This window comes from Nostoc sp. KVJ3 (assembly GCF_026127265.1).
In the GTDB taxonomy this organism is placed as follows: Bacteria; Cyanobacteriota; Cyanobacteriia; order Cyanobacteriales; family Nostocaceae; genus Nostoc.
The window spans coordinates 2,447,697-2,465,164 of the sequence record NZ_WWFG01000001.1; the positions used below are offsets into that span (position 1 = coordinate 2,447,697).

The window sequence follows — 17,468 nt, forward strand, 5'->3', positions numbered from 1 at the left end:
AATTGGTGTTCCAGATCCAAAAACGATGTCTACGAGGGGCTACGCCTATGTATAAAATATTGTCAACAAGCAATATTTAATGCGAATATATGAGAAATTTTTGATAAAATGTGCTGACCCTAGCTAGATGAGCTAAATCACAATTACTATTAAGGTCTATTTGTGAAACAAGCAGCCCAAAAGCTTCAAAATCAGGAAACCATTGTATGAGGGATCTGACCAGTGACAGCCAACTATCAAGGATTGTTTTGAAGGGCTTTAAGTCTATTGCTGAATGTGACCTTAAGCTTTTGAAACTAAACGTACTTATTGGATGTAATGGTGCAGGTAAATCTAACTTCATAGGCTTCTTTCACATGATTCAGCAGATGCTTGAGAAGAATCTGCAAGTTTTGGTAAGCCGCCAGGGTGGCCCTGATGCGATCTTGCATTTTGGACGTAAAACAACTGAGAAATTAGAGATTGAGCTTTATTTTGGAAACAACGGGTACTTCGCTACGCTTGAAGCAACTCAAGACAACCGTCTGATGTTTTCCAAAGAGTCTTTTTGGTGGAACATGAGCGGTGAGCGTGAACTCGGTAGTGGTCATTTTGAGAGTAAGGCTTTACGGGGCACCAGGACAAGAATTGACCAGTACATATTGCCCACCATGCGGCAGTGGCGGGTTTATCATTTCCATGATACAAGCGACAGCGCTTATGTGAAGCAACCACACAAGATTAATGATAATGTTTACTTGCGTTCTGACGCACGGAATCTTGCAGCTTTCCTATATTTGTTAAGTGAAAATTATTCGGAATCTTATCGGCGAATTGTCAAAACAATTCGACTTGTTGCTCCTTTCTTTGGTGATTTTTATCTACGTCCTTCTCCACAAAACAATGAGGTGATCGAGTTGGAATGGGTCGAGCAAGGTCAAGATATTCCGTTTAAAGCTCATCTTCTTTCGGATGGAACACTTCGTTTTATCTGCCTTGTTACAGTCTTTTTGCAACCTACTTCCCTTCAACCCGAAACCATTTTGGTTGATGAACCTGAGCTAGGTCTTCACCCGTATGCAATTACTGTTCTTGCATCGTTAATGCGCTCCACCGCAAAAGAAAAACAAGTTATTGTTTCAACTCAGTCGGTTGAACTGCTCAATGAATTTAGGGCGGAAGATGTAATTGTTGTAGATCGCGATCATGGTAAATCATCACTCCGAAGATTGAATGAGGATGATTTACACGAGTGGCTTGAAGACTACAGCTTAGGAGAACTATGGAAGAAGAACATCCTTGGCGGGAGACCTTCACGATGATCCGAATACATGTTTTTGTAGAAGGACAGACGGAAGAAACTTTTGTCAAAGAAGTACTTTATGAGCATCTTCAGCGAAAAGATATATACCTCAACCCCATTCTTGTGCAAACTAGCTCAATAAGTAAGGGCGGTGTAGTGAGCTATGCAAAGATCAAGCCGCAATTGAATCGTAAATGCCTTGAGGATAGTTTGGCCTTCGTCACTACGATGTTTGATTTATATCGATTGCCAAATGATTTTCCAGGAAGCAGTTCTCTGCCTAGTACGAATGACCCATTTCAGAAAGCTGAATATCTTGAGCAGCGAATGAGTGCAGACATTAAACACCAAAATTTTATCCCCAATTTACTGGTTCATGAGTTTGAGGGACTCCTGTACAGCAATCCACAAGCTTTTCTCGCATGGTTTGACCAAAGCATAGTAGATAGTCTACAAGCAGAGCGTAACTTATTCCTTTCACCTGAACATATTAATGAAAGACCGACAACAGCCCCATCTAAACGAATTATCAGATGTTGCCTTGGATATGAAAAGCCATTACATGGCTCTTTGATTGCAATGGATATTGGGTTAGATGCAATACGTCAGCAGTGCCAACATTTTAATCAATGGTTGACGCGTCTTGAAAATATAAGCGGTGGTAACGCTTGAAGAGAATATATTGTGACATCTATTTCCATTTCTAAAATATTCCATAAAATGCTTAAAAGTTCATCCCCTTGTCACACTTACTTAAATTGTCAACGCTCGCCAAGTACGTTGACCAACTATTCCATCCGTTCCTAAATTCTGCTGGTTTTGAAAAGCTTTAACAGCAGTCTCAGTCAGTGCGCCATAAATCCCATCCACTCTAACGGCATAACCGTTAGCTACTAAAAGCCGTTGCAAAACTCTGACAGCAACACCAGAGTTACCAAAATAAAGAGTCGGCATAGGTTGACTACTCAACTTCTGGAAGCGTCCTTTAGCCTTTGTACGGTCTCGATCTCCAGACTGAGATTTTTTAGACTTTCCTAAGTTAGAAGCAGCTAGCAACTGATTCTTTTTGCTGATATTCTGAAGTATATGTTCTTTATTAAGTGCGATCGCTGAGGGAGAAGTCTGGAAAATCTCATCTGTATGCATAAATTCAGGTGGTGTAACTAGAGCAGCGATCTCTAACTCGCTCTGTTTTGACTGATTTACGTCATTTCCCATCTGAACTATTTGCTGCTGTGGCAAATTGGCCCCAAATGCTTGTCTTATTGTTAACACGCCCGTCATCATCAGGCTAATTTCATTCATTGTAGTTTATTTTACTTCAACCAATATTTCTTTTAACTAACAACATTGCTGCTGTCTGGGATAATGCATACTGACTAAAAAAATTTTAAAATATGGTGTTTAAATCAACGGTTTAGACAATAACATACTATCCGATCGTCTGGGAATGCCATCAAACAAATTTGCCTTGTTAGCTTGGTTTCATGCTTGATATGCTGATGCGGTTTTTATCATATTTATACTGCCAGCAAAAATACTGCTTAATTCACCGAGTTTGTTTTCTAGGCATTTTATGAATGCAAGATTTGACAAAAATGATAAGCTCTTGATTACCAACTATTTGTCCTCCTTTAGAGGGGATTATCAACTTTTTATCAATCACTTTTATCTTGCGAGATACATACCGATCCAATACTGTTCGGTTAAGGCAAGAGACGCGATGAACGCCGTCTCTACAATAATCATTTTTTCGTCTTGATGGCGATTTATCGCATCTTTACGCTCTAAAATTTCCATCAAAAAACCTTAACCGAACCGTATTGCATACCGATCGTCACAGCATTATTTGCTTTGTAAATAAAACCGCACAACGTTGTTGTACGGACTTGAATTTGAACTAGAATTGAGACTACTCTATGGCAAAATTACATAGGGGTATTGAAAATAATGTGTGTATAATTATCTTGCCTAACCTGTGTAAATTTTTATAACATTTTTCCATGTTAAGCAAGAATGCACCTTAATAAAAAGTGCGTAGATGTAGCCTGTTGGAGACATCACTTAGTACACTTGTGGATACTGGATAATTTTTTACCTTTTTTCATCTCGCCATAAAGCAATACCGCCTAATAAACCAGTGATATTAGGAATAAGTTTGACATTTAACGGTAGCTGCAAATTCACTCTCACAGCTTCACCACCGCCAATGTAAAGGCAATCATAATTGAACAGATGTTGTAAGGATACGATCGCCTTTTCTAAACGCCTGTTCCATCTTTTATCACCAATTTTTTCTAACTCTGCACGCCGCAACTGCTGCTCAAAAGTCTCTCCTTTGCGAAATGGATGATGCCCCATTTCCATATTCGGCACTAGCTTACCGTCCACAAATAAAGCCGAACCAAACCCTGTACCCAGAGTAATCACTAACTCTACACCTTTACCTGCGATCGCTCCCAAACCCTGCATATCTGCATCATTAATCACCCGTACTGGTTTATTTAAGTGTTTTGATAATGCTGTTTCTAAATCAAATCCAATCCAATCTGGATGTAAGTTTACTGCCGTTTCAGTGACTCCACACCGCACCACACCGGGAAAACCAACCGAAACACGATGAAATTCACCTTGAGCCGCAGCCAACACAACAATTGCATTAATTACAACCTCCGGTGTAGCAGGTTGGGGTGTATCTAAACGCGCTCTTTCCGTTACAGGAGTCCCCGTAATATCCAAAACCATAGCCTTAACGCCACTACCACCAATATCAACTGATAGGGTACGAATCGATCCATTTTCTTCAACCATTGGGTTACATCCTTGTTAATACTTGTTCTTTCGATATTATGCTCTGCTGCATCTGATAATATCTTGATGTTTGGAGAGTCTTTAGATTGAGGGAGTGGGGAGTGGGGAATGGGGGGATGAGGAGACAAAGGAGACAAGGGAGATGAGGGAGAAATAATTAATACCCAATGCCCAAAGTTAAAAAACCAAAACATTAGACGCGCGACAACATTTAGATTTGCTAATGTAGAGGTAATGGAAATAGTACTGGCGTAGCTACTTAAAATCTATCGGGCAGCAAATTTCTATCAAAAGTAATATATAAGAGAATGAATTATGACAGCGTTTGACCCTCAAAGCATCCGCTCTTATAGCCAAGAAGATGTTCAACAAATTCTGCACTTAGCGATCGCTCGTCAAGCTGATGACAAAGACACAGAATTTTCTTATGAGCAGATATTAGAAATTGCTGCTGAGTTAGAAATCTCACCTGATTCTTTAAAATTAGCCGAACGCGATTGGTTACTACAACAGGGACAAGTTCAACAACGAAAGGCTTTTGATGCCTACAGAATCAGAAGATTTCAAAAGCGTCTAGGCAATTATGCAATTTTGAATGGCTTTTTTATACTGATTGATTTGATCGCTGGCGGTGGAATTTCTTGGTCGCTGTACATTTTGCTATTCTGCGGATTGCCTATAGGGTTGGATGTCTGGAATACTTTTCGAGTCAAAGGCGAAGAGTATGAAATGGCATTTCAAAAGTGGAGTCGGAAGCATGAGATAAAGAAAACTATCAGCACAGTTTTGAATAAATGGTTTAAGGCATTACAGGCTTAGTCTATTTGCTTGTGTCAACGTTATTTATCCTTTGGAACTGAGCTACCAAAGGATAATTCACTAAGGATGTCTGCGGTTAATAGGCAAAGAAGCTCTCTTTCCAATTAGCTTGCTGAGATTTATTCTGCATTGGCGGGACTAACGGACATGATAATGAGGGTTTAGTTAAGCTCCAAATCATTTGGAGGCAGTCTCTACATACTTAACCAATTTTCCGTATAATACACGGGAACCTCTACAAAAACCGCGATCGCACTAATTACCTGCATGAAAAATCTAGCTCAAATATCGCTCGCAACCCTTGCCACAATATCTGGATTAGTTTTCGGGACAATGGAATCTGCCTCTGCTTTAAGTTGGAACTGGAATTATTCTGGTACTGGTATAGCAGCAAGCGGTACTTTTACCACTAATGACACTCCTAACGATTTAGGTTTTTACCTGATTTCAGGAATTACTGGTACGCGAAATGGTGAAACAATTACCGGTCTGCAACCTAGCGGTACTGCAATACCAGGAAATGAACCTTTTAATGTTGACAATTTAATTAGTCTTAATACTCAGCAGTTAAGAGATGAAGGTTTTGGGTATTCCACTTCAGGAGGAAGTTATGCTAGTCCGTTTTTCGCTAGTTTTTTGCCGACACCAGCTTATTTAGAGGTTTTTTCTGCGCCGCCAATAATACCAGGTTTTGAAAATTTGGGATTGGAAGATAGTGAGTTACCCATTAATTTTTCTGCAACCATAATCACTGTCCCTGAACCCACCTCTATCTTGAGCTTATTCGTCCTTGGTACTCTCGGCGCTAGTTCAGCCCTGAAACGTCAGAAGTTATCTAAATTCACTTACAAGAAGCTCGAAAAAGCTTCCTAAAATCATGCATAACTCCTCACATTCTTTGATATTGTTAAAATTCTTTCTTTGAGTCCAGGTTTTAACTTGTCAAAGCGAATCTTGTGGGGTAGGCAGCGTTCGACTGACTTGTACTGAGCGATGTCGTTGGCGCAGCCTCTCGTAGAGAATTAGCGCTCACGTTAGAGGATGTTTGAAAAGTATTTCGCTGTGATTTTAATTACATTCTTACCCCCCTTAATCCCCCTTATAAAGGCTACGGTGTACACACATCTCTGTACAAAACCAAAATCGTTGAAGATCCCCCTAAATCCCCCTTATAAAGGGGACTTTGATTCTAGTCCCCCCTTTTTTAAGGGGGGTTAGGGGGGATCTAAAGCTGTGGGGCAACTCTAAAAGACTTGTGTGTACACCGTAGCTTATAAAGGGGGGAAACAATAAAATCCGGTTCCCTCACGCCACATGCTTCAAGTCGGGCATTGCCCGCCCAACGCAGTGGCTCCCCAATATATCGGGGAGGGTTAGAGTGGGGTAAAAAAATATTTGATACCGAGAAGAGGACTTTTCAAACATCCTCTTAGACTGTTAACTTTAATAGTTTTTAGGTTTTTTTGGCTCATGCTATTTTTGTGTCATTGCTTCGCTCCGCTCGCAATGACATATATTTTGTATGACTCTACTAGCAAAAAAGAATGAGCGCGAGGTTTTCCAAATTCTGTAAAAAAGAAATTATTTTACTCTCTGCATAAAATTGAAGAAAGTTTTTAATTCATAACTCTACTACGGCTAATTTAACAACGCTAAGAAATGTGGATTAAATAAAATGCAAAAATAGGGGGTGTTAGCAAAGCGTAACGCACCATTCCAAGTTAAATAATAATTGCACATTATTAAATTTGCATTCCTAATCATTAAATTAAAAAATTAATAAATACCAATCCTAGTATTGTTTAGCAGTGCTAGGATTTTCTCTTAGGAATTGAGCCTTCAATTCCCTCAACATACCAATCCATTGCCAATTGTCCTCGATTGTCCAACACTTTACCCTTGGGCACTCGCACTACTCCTTTTTGATCTTTCACCGGGCCGTCAAAAGGATGTGCAGTACCCTGAATAAACTCATCGCGCTTCGCATTTACCAGTTCTTCAACATCCGCCGGAATTGCTGGATTCATCGGTGAAATATCCACCATTCCTTCACCAATGCCATCCCAAACGTTTTGAGATTTCCAAGTATTACTCATTACAGCCAAGGCTTTATCTGTATAGAATTTGCCCCATTTGTTAATAGCTGATGTTAGGTGAGCTTTTTGACCAAACTTACTCATATCAGTGTTGTAGCCAAAAGCATAAATGCCTTTTTCTTCAGCTAATTGAACAACAGCACTAGAATCAGTATGTTGCGTCAGTACATCTGCACCTAAATTTGCCAAAGCTTGAGCCGCTTCTCTTTCTTTAGCAGGGTTGTACCAACTTTGTACCCAAAGTACCTTAACTTTTGCTTGGGGATTTGTTATCTGTACTCCTTGAGTAAATGCATTGATTCCACGAATTACTTCTGGAATTGGGTATGTACCAATAAAACCAACTACATTTGATTTTGTCATCTTGCCAGCAATCATACCGGTTAAGTATCGCGGTTCTTCAAAGCGTCCTAAATAAGTGCCAACATTAGCAGCACGTTTGTATCCTGCACAATGTTCAAAGATTACATCACCAAAGTCCTTGGCAACTTTAATTGTTGGGTTCATGTACCCAAAAGAAGTTGTAAAAATCAACTTGTTACCATCTAATGCTAGTTGGCGAATCACCCTTTCAGCATCAGCACCTTCGTTGACATTTTCAACAAAGGTAGTTTTTACCTTATCATTAAGATTTGCTTCCATGTCTCTGCGACCTAAATCATGGGCATAAGTCCAGCCAAAATCACCCACAGGGCCCATATAAACAAATCCCACCTTCAGAGGTTCATTTACCGCCACAGGCGATGCTGAGGGAGACTCCTCACCCTGCGATTTGGAATTTTTGCCTTGAACACAACTTGTTAAAGCAAAGCTAGATCCTGCTAAAGTGACATACTTTAGAAAATTCCGACGATCCATATTTTATTGATAGGGTTTAGTTGCTGAAAATTTTTCTGATTTTTAGTAACGACAGACACACTCAGGACTTAGGCAAAAAATTCTAAGGTAGCGGTAATTCATGAATTACCGCTACGACAAATCAGGTTTTTGAGACAATTTTGCGTAAGTCCTAACACTATTGACTTAATTTTAGCTCTTGTTTTTTGCCGCTAACTTTCTTTGTTGAGGGAATTCCTTTTGAGTGCGATCGCACTCAAAAGGAATGATTGATATTCGGTCGTACAGCCAGTAATTTCTCAAACCTTTGGTGTAAGTGTTTAAAATTTACGCAAATTTCCTTTTAAACACTCTCTGTAGAAGTGTATACCTATACGCGGTAGTATAAATCTTGTTTGTCCATCAGTCCTGAGTTAATCGATATATGTATCTAAGGAGGCAGAAAAATGGATCTTGATAATCTATCTCAAATCTCGAAACGAGACTTGGAAATCATTCAACTACATCAGTTTCAACAACCTATCTTCTGTTGCAATGTCACTGCAATTGCCTATGCTTTTACCGCCTTGGGATATTTGACGACTGTTGATGAGATTTTTTATGCAACCCAACTGCCGATCGCATCGGTTTTAGATGATGGCATGACATTAGCAGAAACCTACGACACCTGTCGAACTTACATTGAAGTCAAAAAATTACCTCTATCCATTCGGGTAGAGCATTTTGATAAACCGAGTATGACCCTGGAAGCATTCATCCGAGAAGTTGAGGCCGCCGTTTGTGATGAAACTGATGTCCACATTCTTAACTTCAATACCCGTATTGCCCATGAAAATCCAAGTTTAGAAGGTGGTCACTTCTCCTTATTGGCAGACTATGACCCGGACACTCAAGAAATCACCATTGCCGATACAAACCCCAAACGGTATACTCGATTTTGGAAATGCCCAATTCAGCGTATATATGCTGCTTGCGTGGATAAGGATTCTTCATCGAATCGTTCTCGTGGCATGATCGTGCTTCGCAGAAAGGAGAAAACAGGTAACGGAGTGGTTCATCCAGCAGAAATCGCCTTGAACGCTCTCCATTCTGACAATGATTGAGTTTTGAGTTGATGCAAGTTGGCAATGTAGCAGCGTGAGCTTATTCATTATTAAAGATGACACAGAGGTGAAATGAGCAGTGATTCCGAAAGTTACGCGCAAGGACTTGATGAACTGATATTGCAAGAATTATCGGTATTATCTCAGCGTGATTCCGAAAGTTACGCGCAAGGACTTGATGAACTGCTTTCAAGACTGCGTGGCTTGCCGCCACAGGTATGGCTAGGGATAAAACTGTACCAACTTAAAAATGCTTTTTCAGTGAGACTTTCAGCCAAACGCGTAAGTTTTGGAATCACTGCTCCTGAACCCCCGCACATAATTGTTTAGTAACTTTAGTGCTGAGAGTGTCAACCCCTTTGAGGAATTAAAAATTAAAAATTAAAAATTAAAAATTACAATCCCCATAAATACATTTAGGCGATTCACTGAGCTTGCCGAAGTGGGCTTGTATCCTTTGCGTATTCGGTCAATAATCTGGAGGTTTTTAATGAACTTATTTAAGCTTTTAGCAGGGGAAGACAATCATTTAGCCTTAGTTACACCTGGGGGGCGATCGCTAACTTATCAGCAATTGCGCGAAAATATTGTTGGACTGGTATCGCAACTCAACAGCTTTGGATTGAAAGGGGGAGATCGCATTGCCATTGCTATGACTAATGGTTCACCTATGGCTATCACCTTTTTGGCTACCGCCTTGTGTGGTACTGCTGCACCCCTAAATCCCAAATACAAGCAAGAAGAATTTGCCTTCTACTATGAAGATACTCAAGCAAATGCACTGATTACCTTGTCTGAGCAACCAGAAGCAGCTATTGCCGCGATCGCGCCTGATATGATGCTGATTAATGCCAAGGTAAACGCTGACGGCACATTAAGCTTTGAATTAGTCAAAACAGGCTCAAAACCAATAGAATCATCTAATTCCGCACCCCCTAGCGCCGACGATTTGGCGATGATTCTCCATACTAGCGGCACTACCAGCCGTCCGAAACGCGTACCGATTCGTCATCGCAACTTAATCGCCTCAGCCAACAACATTATTAGTGCTTACTCACTCACAGCAGCTGATACGACACTGGGCTTAATGCCCCTGTTCCACGTTCACGGATTGGTGGGCTGTTTGCTGTCAACTCTAGCATCGGGCGGCACATTAATTTGTCCCAATGGTTTTAATGCCCTAGAGTTTTGGAAACTGGTAGATATCTACAAACCTACTTGGTATTCCGCAGCGCCAACCATGCACCAGACAATTTTGGCCCGCGCTAGCCGGAACACAGAAATTGTCAAAGCTAACCGCTTTCGTTTTATTCGCTCTAGTAGCGCTTCCTTGCCTCCGATTATTATTGAACAGCTAGAGACAACTCTCAACGCTCCTGTGGTGGAATCTTACAGCATGACTGAAGCATCCCACTTAATGACCACCAATCCCCTACCGCCAAAAGTGCGGAAACCAGGTAGTGTAGGTTATGGCTTTGGTGTGGATGTCGGCATTATGGACTCCCAAGACAAGCTATTATCTCAGGGAAGCTTGGGCGAGGTGGTGGTAAAAGCACCCAATGTCATTGATGGCTATGAAAACAACCCAGAAGCTAACGCTACAGCTTTTGTCAACGGTTGGTTCCGCACAGGAGATCAAGGTACTGTGGATGCAGACGGCTATCTCCATTTGACTGGACGGATTAAAGAATTGATTAACCGGGGTGGAGAAAAAATTTCTCCTTTGGAAGTGGATGATGTTTTGCTGCGTCATCCCGCCGTCGCTGAAGCTTTAGCTTTTGCTGTTCCTCACAAATCTTTAGGTGAAGATATCCACGCTGCTGTTGTTCTCAAGGGAGAAGTTGACGAAAAAGAACTTTTAGCTCACTGTTCAACTATGTTGGCAGACTTCAAAGTTCCAAAGCAAATTCATATTTTAGAGCAATTACCTCGTGGTGCTACCGGGAAACTGCAACGGTTGGCGATGGCGAAATTGCTTAACATCGGCTAAATCAGCGATACACTAAGGAAAATTCCTTGAGGAAGCGTCAATGGCACGGTCAAACGGGGTAACTGAAATGTCTGCACAGGAATTGCCGACAATCTCAGATGAGGATACAGTGACAATTGAAGATTTGCCGGAACAAGTAGAGGATGTGCAAGATATTGACGACATCTTGAACTCACTCAAAACCTTGCTGAGTAGCCTAGAAAAACTCCAAAAAGTCAGGCAAGAAGTGGGCGACATCAAACCGTTAATTGGACGGATGTTGGATGGAGAAATAGTGGCTGGTGAAGAACTTGAGCAACTCAAGGCAGGTGTGAGTAGTCTTTCTCGCCTTGTTCGGGCTTATAATGACCATCAAATAGCGTTGGCTAAAGCACAACCTGCAAGAAATTTGCTAGATCAAGTCCTCAAAGAGCGCAAAGCTAATTGAGATAAGAAGCGATCGCATTTTTTAATTTTAAGATCGTGCGATCGCTTCTCCATCGCCTTTAGCAACGCTACGGAAACGAATCGGTAAAAAATCAAATCGGATTCCTATAGTGGATGTAAGGGTATAGAGACGGAAAACTCCGCTCCTTCTCCTGGTTCGGATATTACACTTAGTTGTCCTCCATGTTTTTCCACAATAGAGTGACTAATCGATAATCCTAAGCCGGTTCCTGTGCCAATAGGTTTTGTTGTAAAAAATGGGTCAAATAGGTGCTGTTTCACCTTTTCACACATCCCAACTCCATTATCTGCAATCTGAATAGTTATTGTATTGGCATCAGTTATTTTGGTACGGATTTGGATAGTGGGAATTTTTGTTTGTCTATATTCAGTTGTAAATAATGAATCTAAGGCATCAATAGCATTGCTGAGAACATTCATAAATACTTGATTGATTTGACTGGCATAGCAATTGACTTCTGGCAACTGTGCATATTCCTTAATCACATTGATTGCGGGGCGGTGTGTTTTCTCTTCTAGACGGTGGTGTAAAATTAACAAAGTGCTATCGATGCCTTCATGAATATTGACATCTTTCTTCTCAGCCTCATCCAGGCGCGAGAAATTGCGGAGAGAAAGGACAATTTGGCGGATGCGATCCGCCCCCACTTTCATTGATTGCAGCAATTTTTTTAGGTCTGACTTGAGGAAGTTTAAATCTATTGCCTCTAATTCTTCTTGAATCTCAGCAAATGGTTGAGGATAGTAGTGCTGATATTGTTCAATTAGGTGCAGCAAATTTTGACAATATTCATTGGTATAAGTGAGGTTGCCATAGATAAAGTTAATCGGGTTATTAATTTCGTGGGCAACACCTGCTACCATTTGTCCTAATGAAGACATTTTTTCAGTTTGAATCAGTTGGCTTTGGGTGTGTTGTAGTTCTTCTAAAGTTTCCGAGAGATGCTGATTTTTATCATTTAACTCCAGAGTTCTCTGCTGCACCTTTTGCTCCAAGGTATGGTTGTAGTCCTCTAGTTGGGCTTTTGCTACAGCGAGATTGTTATACAACATGGCATTTTGTAGAGAGATGGCAGCTTGTGCTGTGAGCAGTCGTAATATCTCAAGACGGTTTTGAGTAAAGGCTCCAGTAGTTAAACTGTTCTCTAGATATAGGATACCAATCAGCAGACCCCGATTGTGAATAGGCGTACATAGCAAGCTTTTCGGTTGCCATTGAATGATGTAGGGATCGTTGGCGAAGGTGGTTTCTCTGCGAGCATCATCTAGTACTAAGGTTTCGCAGGTACGCGATACATAGTTCACAACCGCTTTAGGGATATCCTGACTGTCTGAAAGGGGAAGGGAGTGCAGGGAGTGCAGGTTAATTATCCCCAGATTTTCAGGCGTATACGTAGCCCGTGGTAGAAGTTGTTCCTCTTTAACGATCGCTTGACTGTTTTTTTGAGCCGCAACTATCCAATTATCCTCTTGAAGCAGCAGAAGGACTGATTTTTCAGCCCCAGCATTTTCAATTACAACCTGCATCAGGGTTGTCAATAGCTTTTCTAACTCAATTTCTCCAGCTAGTGCATGAGAAGCTTTCATCACTGTTGCCAAATCTAAGGCTTCAGTCCCAGTGGAACTAGTGTGGTTGAATCCGATTGTAGTGCTGAGGGTTGAAGAACCAATTTCATCTTTGTAATAGACCTTAAGCAATAATTGAGAATATTGATGTTCTAACTGATTAACTTTGGCGATCGCTCCCCAGGCGAGGTAAGTGTAATAGGCATTTTCTAGGTAAATTTGAGCTAGTGACTCTTTGTTCCATTCTAAATAAAATCGGGCAGCCAGTTCATTTGCAAGAGCTTCTTCCTGAATATATCTATTGACTTTTGCCCCAGCGATCGCGCGATCGTAAAGATCCACTGCCCGCGCCATCAGTCCCAAAACTCGGCATTCTTCGGCTTTCACTAATTCAAATTTGTGCAAATAATTCATGGGTGCGTGGTGTGCCCATGTCTGCATCTTTTCTTGGTTTGCTGCAACCCGTTCTAATAATGTTTGGCGGCGAGAGTCCGTAGCTACACGATACTCTGCTATAGCTGTCAGTGAATCATAAAAATAAAACATCGGCACAGTTGCATAACCCGTACCTGCAATTAGATATTCTCTAGCTTGAGCGGCTGTTTCCACTGCTTGCGAGAGATTTTCAAACAGATAACAGAGAATCAACTTGTGGAGGAAGAAATAGTGAAGTCCGGTTAATTCATTAGCTTGAACCAGTTGAGTCACAAATTCTGCTTCGTTAAGTACCTCGCCTGTAATTATACAAGGATTCTCACCCAGCCCTTGCAAATTCAAAACTGCTTGCCAGAAAATGCGGCAGTAGTTAAGGGTTGTGCCTTGCTTAAAATTTTCTAAAACATGACTGTAAGCCCGGATTTCTTGCTCTAATGAGTTCAACTCTCGACCCAGAAAATAAGAATACTGGCAGATGTCTTTGGTATTGAAGCCTACGTAGTAGACGTTTCCGGTTTCTAGGGCAATCTTGTAACCCTCCAGCATCAACTGCAAAGATTTTTGCAGTGGAGACTTTAAATAGGTGATAAAAGCACCCACAACATAAAATACTGTGGGTTTGATGTTGCTAATATTAAATTTGTCAGTTAGTGCCAAGGCCAGGTTGCCGACTCGATCGGCTGTTTCAATATCCTGAAGAATTCCGCTCAAGAGAATGCCATAACAGGCATAACAAAAGGCAGAAAATGGGGCATTGCCATACTTAATAGATGCTTGGACTTGAGACAAAATAAGTAATGGAAACAGATTTGGCTCGGCAATGTATACGGCTGGAGCAACGTTTGCTACAATTCGGGTAACTGCTAGCCTATCTGCGGCGACCATTACAGGTAAGTCAACTAAGTCGCTAATGTTACGACCGTTAATCAAGGCAGCAGTTTCTTGCAGGGCTTGCTGAATATCCTGTGGGGTAGGTGTTTCTGGGAAAACCACACCAAACTCACTCATTCCCTGACGAGCGATCGCGATCGCACCCAGCACATCATTTTTAGCTGTATACGCCTGGATTTTGGTTTCGTAAATGCCGACTCGATCTAGTGGAGTTTTGGCTTGCTGGATAACTATTTGAGCTAATTGCTCCATCTGTTCATAAGCACCACTAAGATAAGCAGCATCGGCGGCTGATTCGTGCAGTGCTAGAGCCAATTCATCCTGGCTTTGCCAACAGTCATCTCTCAATAAACGAATCCCGGTAGTTAAATACTCAATTGCTACTTGGTAAGCAGTGGAAGACTTGGCTTTTTTTGCCGCCAGTAGGTTGAGTTGTGCCAGTCGATCGCGATCGCCCTGAGATGCGATCAGTTCTATGCCAATATTCAATTGATTGACAATTTCAAAAATCAGCAATTCTTGCTCAGTTTCCGGGGTATTGTTCAACAGTAATTGACCAATCTTGAGGTGCGTTGCTGGTTTTTGATGGGCTGGAATTAATGAATAAGCTGCTTGTTGAATGCGATCGTGGAGAAATTTGTAGGTAATAGTTATTGATGTGTTGTCATTTGTCAAATTATCTATGACAGCAGATTCATCTTGAAAAAATGTATACTCTTTCCCACTGGGTGAGATTAATCCATCCTTGAGGGCTGGCCACAAATCTGCTGCGGTTTGGGCTGGAGATTTTTCATAAACGAGCGATAGGGTTTCTAAATCAAACTGATTGCCGATACAAGCAGCTAGTTTAAGAACATCCTGAGTCTGCGATCGCAATTTCTGGAATTGCAACGCCACAAACTCGACAATATCTTCTGTAAAAGAAAGCGCTCGGATTTGAGCCAGATTGCACTGCCAATCGCCTGTTCTGCTGGCAAAGGCGATCAACCCATCTTCATGGAGCGATTTGAGAAATTGGTTAGTGAAAAATGGATTACCTCTAGTCTTTTGATACACTAGATTAGCGATCGCTATTGCTTCTTCTGCTGAATATTTGAGCGTATCTGCAATCAGTTGATTCAGGTCGGCTTGAGTCAGGTTAGAAAGGATAATACTACTAACTTTAATCGCCTCTTGACGCATCTCTTCAATGGTCAACATCAGGGGATGGGCAGAGGAAACTTCATTATCTCGATATGCGCCAATCACTAGCAAATAAGACTTGCTGGCTTCACTCATCAACAAATGCATCAGCTTTAAAGAAGCCGAGTCTGCCCACTGTAAATCATCGAGAAAAATGACCAGAGGATGCTCTTGGGTTGTGAATACTTGAATGAATTTCTGAAACAGCAAATTGAAGCGGCTTTGGACAGCACTCCCCGATAATTCTGGCAGAGAGGGCTGTTTACCAATGATTCGTTCGAGTTCTGGAATCACCTCAATAATCACTTGACCACTTTCACCCAATGTAGATAAAATTTGAGTCTTCCACTGGTGAATTTGAGCATCGCTTTCTGTCAGCAGTTGGGCCATTAAATCCCGAAATGCTTGCACCAAAGCAAAAAAGGGAATATTCCGATTAAATTGATCGAATTTGCCCTTGATAAAATATCCGCGCTGACGGGTGATTGGTTTGTGAACTTCGTTGACAATTGCCGTTTTCCCAATGCCAGAAGAACCTGCCACAAGCATCATTTCAGCAGTTCCCTGGCGTACCCGCTCAAAGGTTGCTAGGAGGATTAAGACTTCTAGTTCTCGCCCATAGAGTTTTTCGGGAATGACAAAGCGATCGCAAACGTCCCTTTGCCCTAGCTTAAATGGGATAATATTCCCGGTTTCCTGCAATTGATCTAAACAAATTTGCAGATCGTGTTTTAGTCCTAATGCACTCTGATAGCGATCTTCAGCATTCTTCGCCATCAATTTCATCACGATATCGCAGACAACTTGGGGAATCTCTTCTCTGTTAATAACATTTTCCTCTCCCACGTTTCCTAAAAGTGGTGGTTGCTTCGCTAGATGACAATGCACCAATTCCATCAAATCATCCGATTGAAATGGCAATTGCCCTGCTAACAGTTCATAGAAAGTAACTCCGAGAGAATAAAAGTCAGTGCGATAATCAATTCCCCGATTCATTCGCCCCGTTTGTTCCGGGGAGAGATAAGCGAGGGTTCCTTCTAAAACAGTCGGACTGGTTGAAACTTGGTTAACTTTTGGTAGCAGTGAAGCAATGCTAAAGTCAATAAGCTTAACTTGCTTGGTGGTAGGATTGATCAGAATATTAGCGGGTTTGATATCCTTGTGGATGATTTGGTGATGGTAGAGATCGGCCAGGATATCAGCAATTGCGATCGCAATCTGGAGAAACTCGCTCAAAAAATGAGGAAAGGAGTGTGAAAGGTTTTTTTGACTTTCGACATTTCTGAATCCCTGTCTCCAAGAGGCGGAATACTCCTTCAAAGAAATTCCCCCAAAGTCTTCTAGAATCAGGGCGGGTCTATTTTGACAACTCTCCAAGCTATAGATCCGAACAACCCCAGGAACATTTAATATTTTGGCGATCGTATACTGATTCTTAAATTGAGCCAACTCAATCAGATTAGGATAAGAATTTTTTAGAAGTTTAATGATCACAGGAGTTTGGTCAGCTTCTCGCCAACCTCGGTAAACCAGGGTGCGATTGCTTGTGTAAATTTTTTCACTAATCTGATAGCCGGGAACATCAACTCGATTCTCTGGCATAAAATTTGCTGCTGGATAACCTGAGTTCAGTTTTCCCTAATTAACTGGAAGTATCACAATTTCAGGTAAGATATTGAAAAACCCGGTTGAGCTAAATCAACCGATTATTTGCTAGTGAGTTGGATAGTGAAACTATCAGTACCACCAGCTTCTGTAGTTATTAGCTCAGTGGCAGAGGAGAAAGTGAAACCTGCTATATCGTCGTCAGCAATTTTACCAGTAGCTTTGTCATCAGCAATGGTAGAGTTGGTAGGGTTAGGGCGTGTTTTCAAACTGCTCGTTTAGCCTCCTAACTTTTTAGATCCCCCTAAATCCCCCGATAAATTGGGGGACTTTAAGAGACTCTTTGCCCCCCTTTTTAAGGGGGTTGGGGGGAGCTAAGACTTTGAAAACACGCCCTAGCGAGA

13 protein-coding genes are annotated in these 17,468 nt (G+C 41.4%); 8 read left to right on the forward strand and 5 right to left on the reverse strand.

Annotation, left to right across the window (positions count from 1 at the left end; genetic code table 11):
- Positions 1 to 206: 206 nt before the first annotated feature.
- The gene (locus tag GTQ43_RS09695; protein WP_265272408.1) at positions 207 to 1,301 is read left to right on the forward strand and encodes an AAA family ATPase; all 1,095 of its coding nucleotides are present in this window, start codon (positions 207 to 209) and stop codon (positions 1,299 to 1,301) included.
- Positions 1,298 to 1,954, forward strand: coding sequence for a DUF4276 family protein (locus GTQ43_RS09700; RefSeq protein WP_265272409.1), 657 nt, complete (start codon positions 1,298 to 1,300; stop codon positions 1,952 to 1,954). The genes GTQ43_RS09695 and GTQ43_RS09700 overlap by 4 nt, the downstream gene beginning before the upstream one ends.
- Positions 1,955 to 2,035: 81 nt before the next feature.
- Here GTQ43_RS09700 and GTQ43_RS09705 read toward each other — a convergent pair whose 3' ends face one another.
- Together GTQ43_RS09705 and GTQ43_RS09710 are read right to left on the reverse strand one after the other, a co-directional pair.
- Positions 2,036 to 2,587, reverse strand: coding sequence for a peptidoglycan-binding domain-containing protein (locus tag GTQ43_RS09705; RefSeq protein ID WP_265272410.1), 552 nt, complete (start codon positions 2,585 to 2,587; stop codon positions 2,036 to 2,038).
- Between the two features lie 789 nt (positions 2,588 to 3,376).
- On the reverse strand, positions 3,377 to 4,093 hold the full coding sequence (locus tag GTQ43_RS09710) for an ROK family protein (protein ID WP_265272411.1): 717 nt from the start codon (positions 4,091 to 4,093) through the stop codon (positions 3,377 to 3,379).
- A 315-nt stretch (positions 4,094 to 4,408) separates the two neighbouring features.
- Here GTQ43_RS09710 and GTQ43_RS09715 point away from each other — a divergent pair, with 315 nt between their 5' ends.
- Together GTQ43_RS09715 and GTQ43_RS09720 are read left to right on the forward strand one after the other, a co-directional pair.
- Positions 4,409 to 4,912, forward strand: coding sequence for a 2TM domain-containing protein (locus tag GTQ43_RS09715; RefSeq protein WP_265272412.1), 504 nt, complete (start codon positions 4,409 to 4,411; stop codon positions 4,910 to 4,912).
- A gap of 267 nt (positions 4,913 to 5,179) precedes the next feature.
- Positions 5,180 to 5,785: a PEP-CTERM sorting domain-containing protein gene (locus GTQ43_RS09720; protein WP_265272413.1), complete on the forward strand. Its 606-nt coding sequence runs from the start codon at positions 5,180 to 5,182 to the stop codon at positions 5,783 to 5,785.
- Between the two features lie 938 nt (positions 5,786 to 6,723).
- Here the strand turns inward: GTQ43_RS09720 and GTQ43_RS09725 are convergent.
- On the reverse strand, positions 6,724 to 7,866 hold the full coding sequence (locus tag GTQ43_RS09725) for a BMP family ABC transporter substrate-binding protein (RefSeq protein WP_265272414.1): 1,143 nt from the start codon (positions 7,864 to 7,866) through the stop codon (positions 6,724 to 6,726).
- Positions 7,867 to 8,291: 425 nt separating this feature from the next.
- On the opposite strand from GTQ43_RS09725, the gene GTQ43_RS09730 reads away from it, so the two are divergent.
- From GTQ43_RS09730 to GTQ43_RS09745, 4 genes are all read left to right on the forward strand, one after another.
- Positions 8,292 to 8,948 (forward strand): phytochelatin synthase family protein, encoded by a 657-nt coding sequence (locus GTQ43_RS09730; protein ID WP_265272415.1) that lies wholly within the window; start codon positions 8,292 to 8,294, stop codon positions 8,946 to 8,948.
- A gap of 72 nt (positions 8,949 to 9,020) precedes the next feature.
- A complete protein-coding gene (locus GTQ43_RS09735) occupies positions 9,021 to 9,278 on the forward strand; it encodes a hypothetical protein (RefSeq protein ID WP_265272416.1) in 258 nt (85 codons plus the stop codon).
- A 160-nt stretch (positions 9,279 to 9,438) separates the two neighbouring features.
- Positions 9,439 to 10,938, forward strand: a complete 1,500-nt coding sequence (locus GTQ43_RS09740) for an acyl--CoA ligase (RefSeq protein ID WP_265272417.1) — start codon at positions 9,439 to 9,441, stop codon at positions 10,936 to 10,938.
- A gap of 40 nt (positions 10,939 to 10,978) precedes the next feature.
- Positions 10,979 to 11,365, forward strand: a complete 387-nt coding sequence (locus GTQ43_RS09745; protein WP_265272418.1) for a hypothetical protein — start codon at positions 10,979 to 10,981, stop codon at positions 11,363 to 11,365.
- 104 nt (positions 11,366 to 11,469) lie between these two features.
- On the opposite strand, the gene GTQ43_RS09750 is transcribed toward GTQ43_RS09745, so the two are convergent.
- On the reverse strand, positions 11,470 to 17,061 hold the full coding sequence (locus tag GTQ43_RS09750; protein ID WP_265272419.1) for an ATP-binding sensor histidine kinase: 5,592 nt from the start codon (positions 17,059 to 17,061) through the stop codon (positions 11,470 to 11,472).
- 104 nt (positions 17,062 to 17,165) lie between these two features.
- Positions 17,166 to 17,333: a hypothetical protein gene (locus tag GTQ43_RS09755; RefSeq protein WP_265272420.1), complete on the reverse strand. Its 168-nt coding sequence runs from the start codon at positions 17,331 to 17,333 to the stop codon at positions 17,166 to 17,168.
- Positions 17,334 to 17,468: the final 135 nt, after the last annotated feature.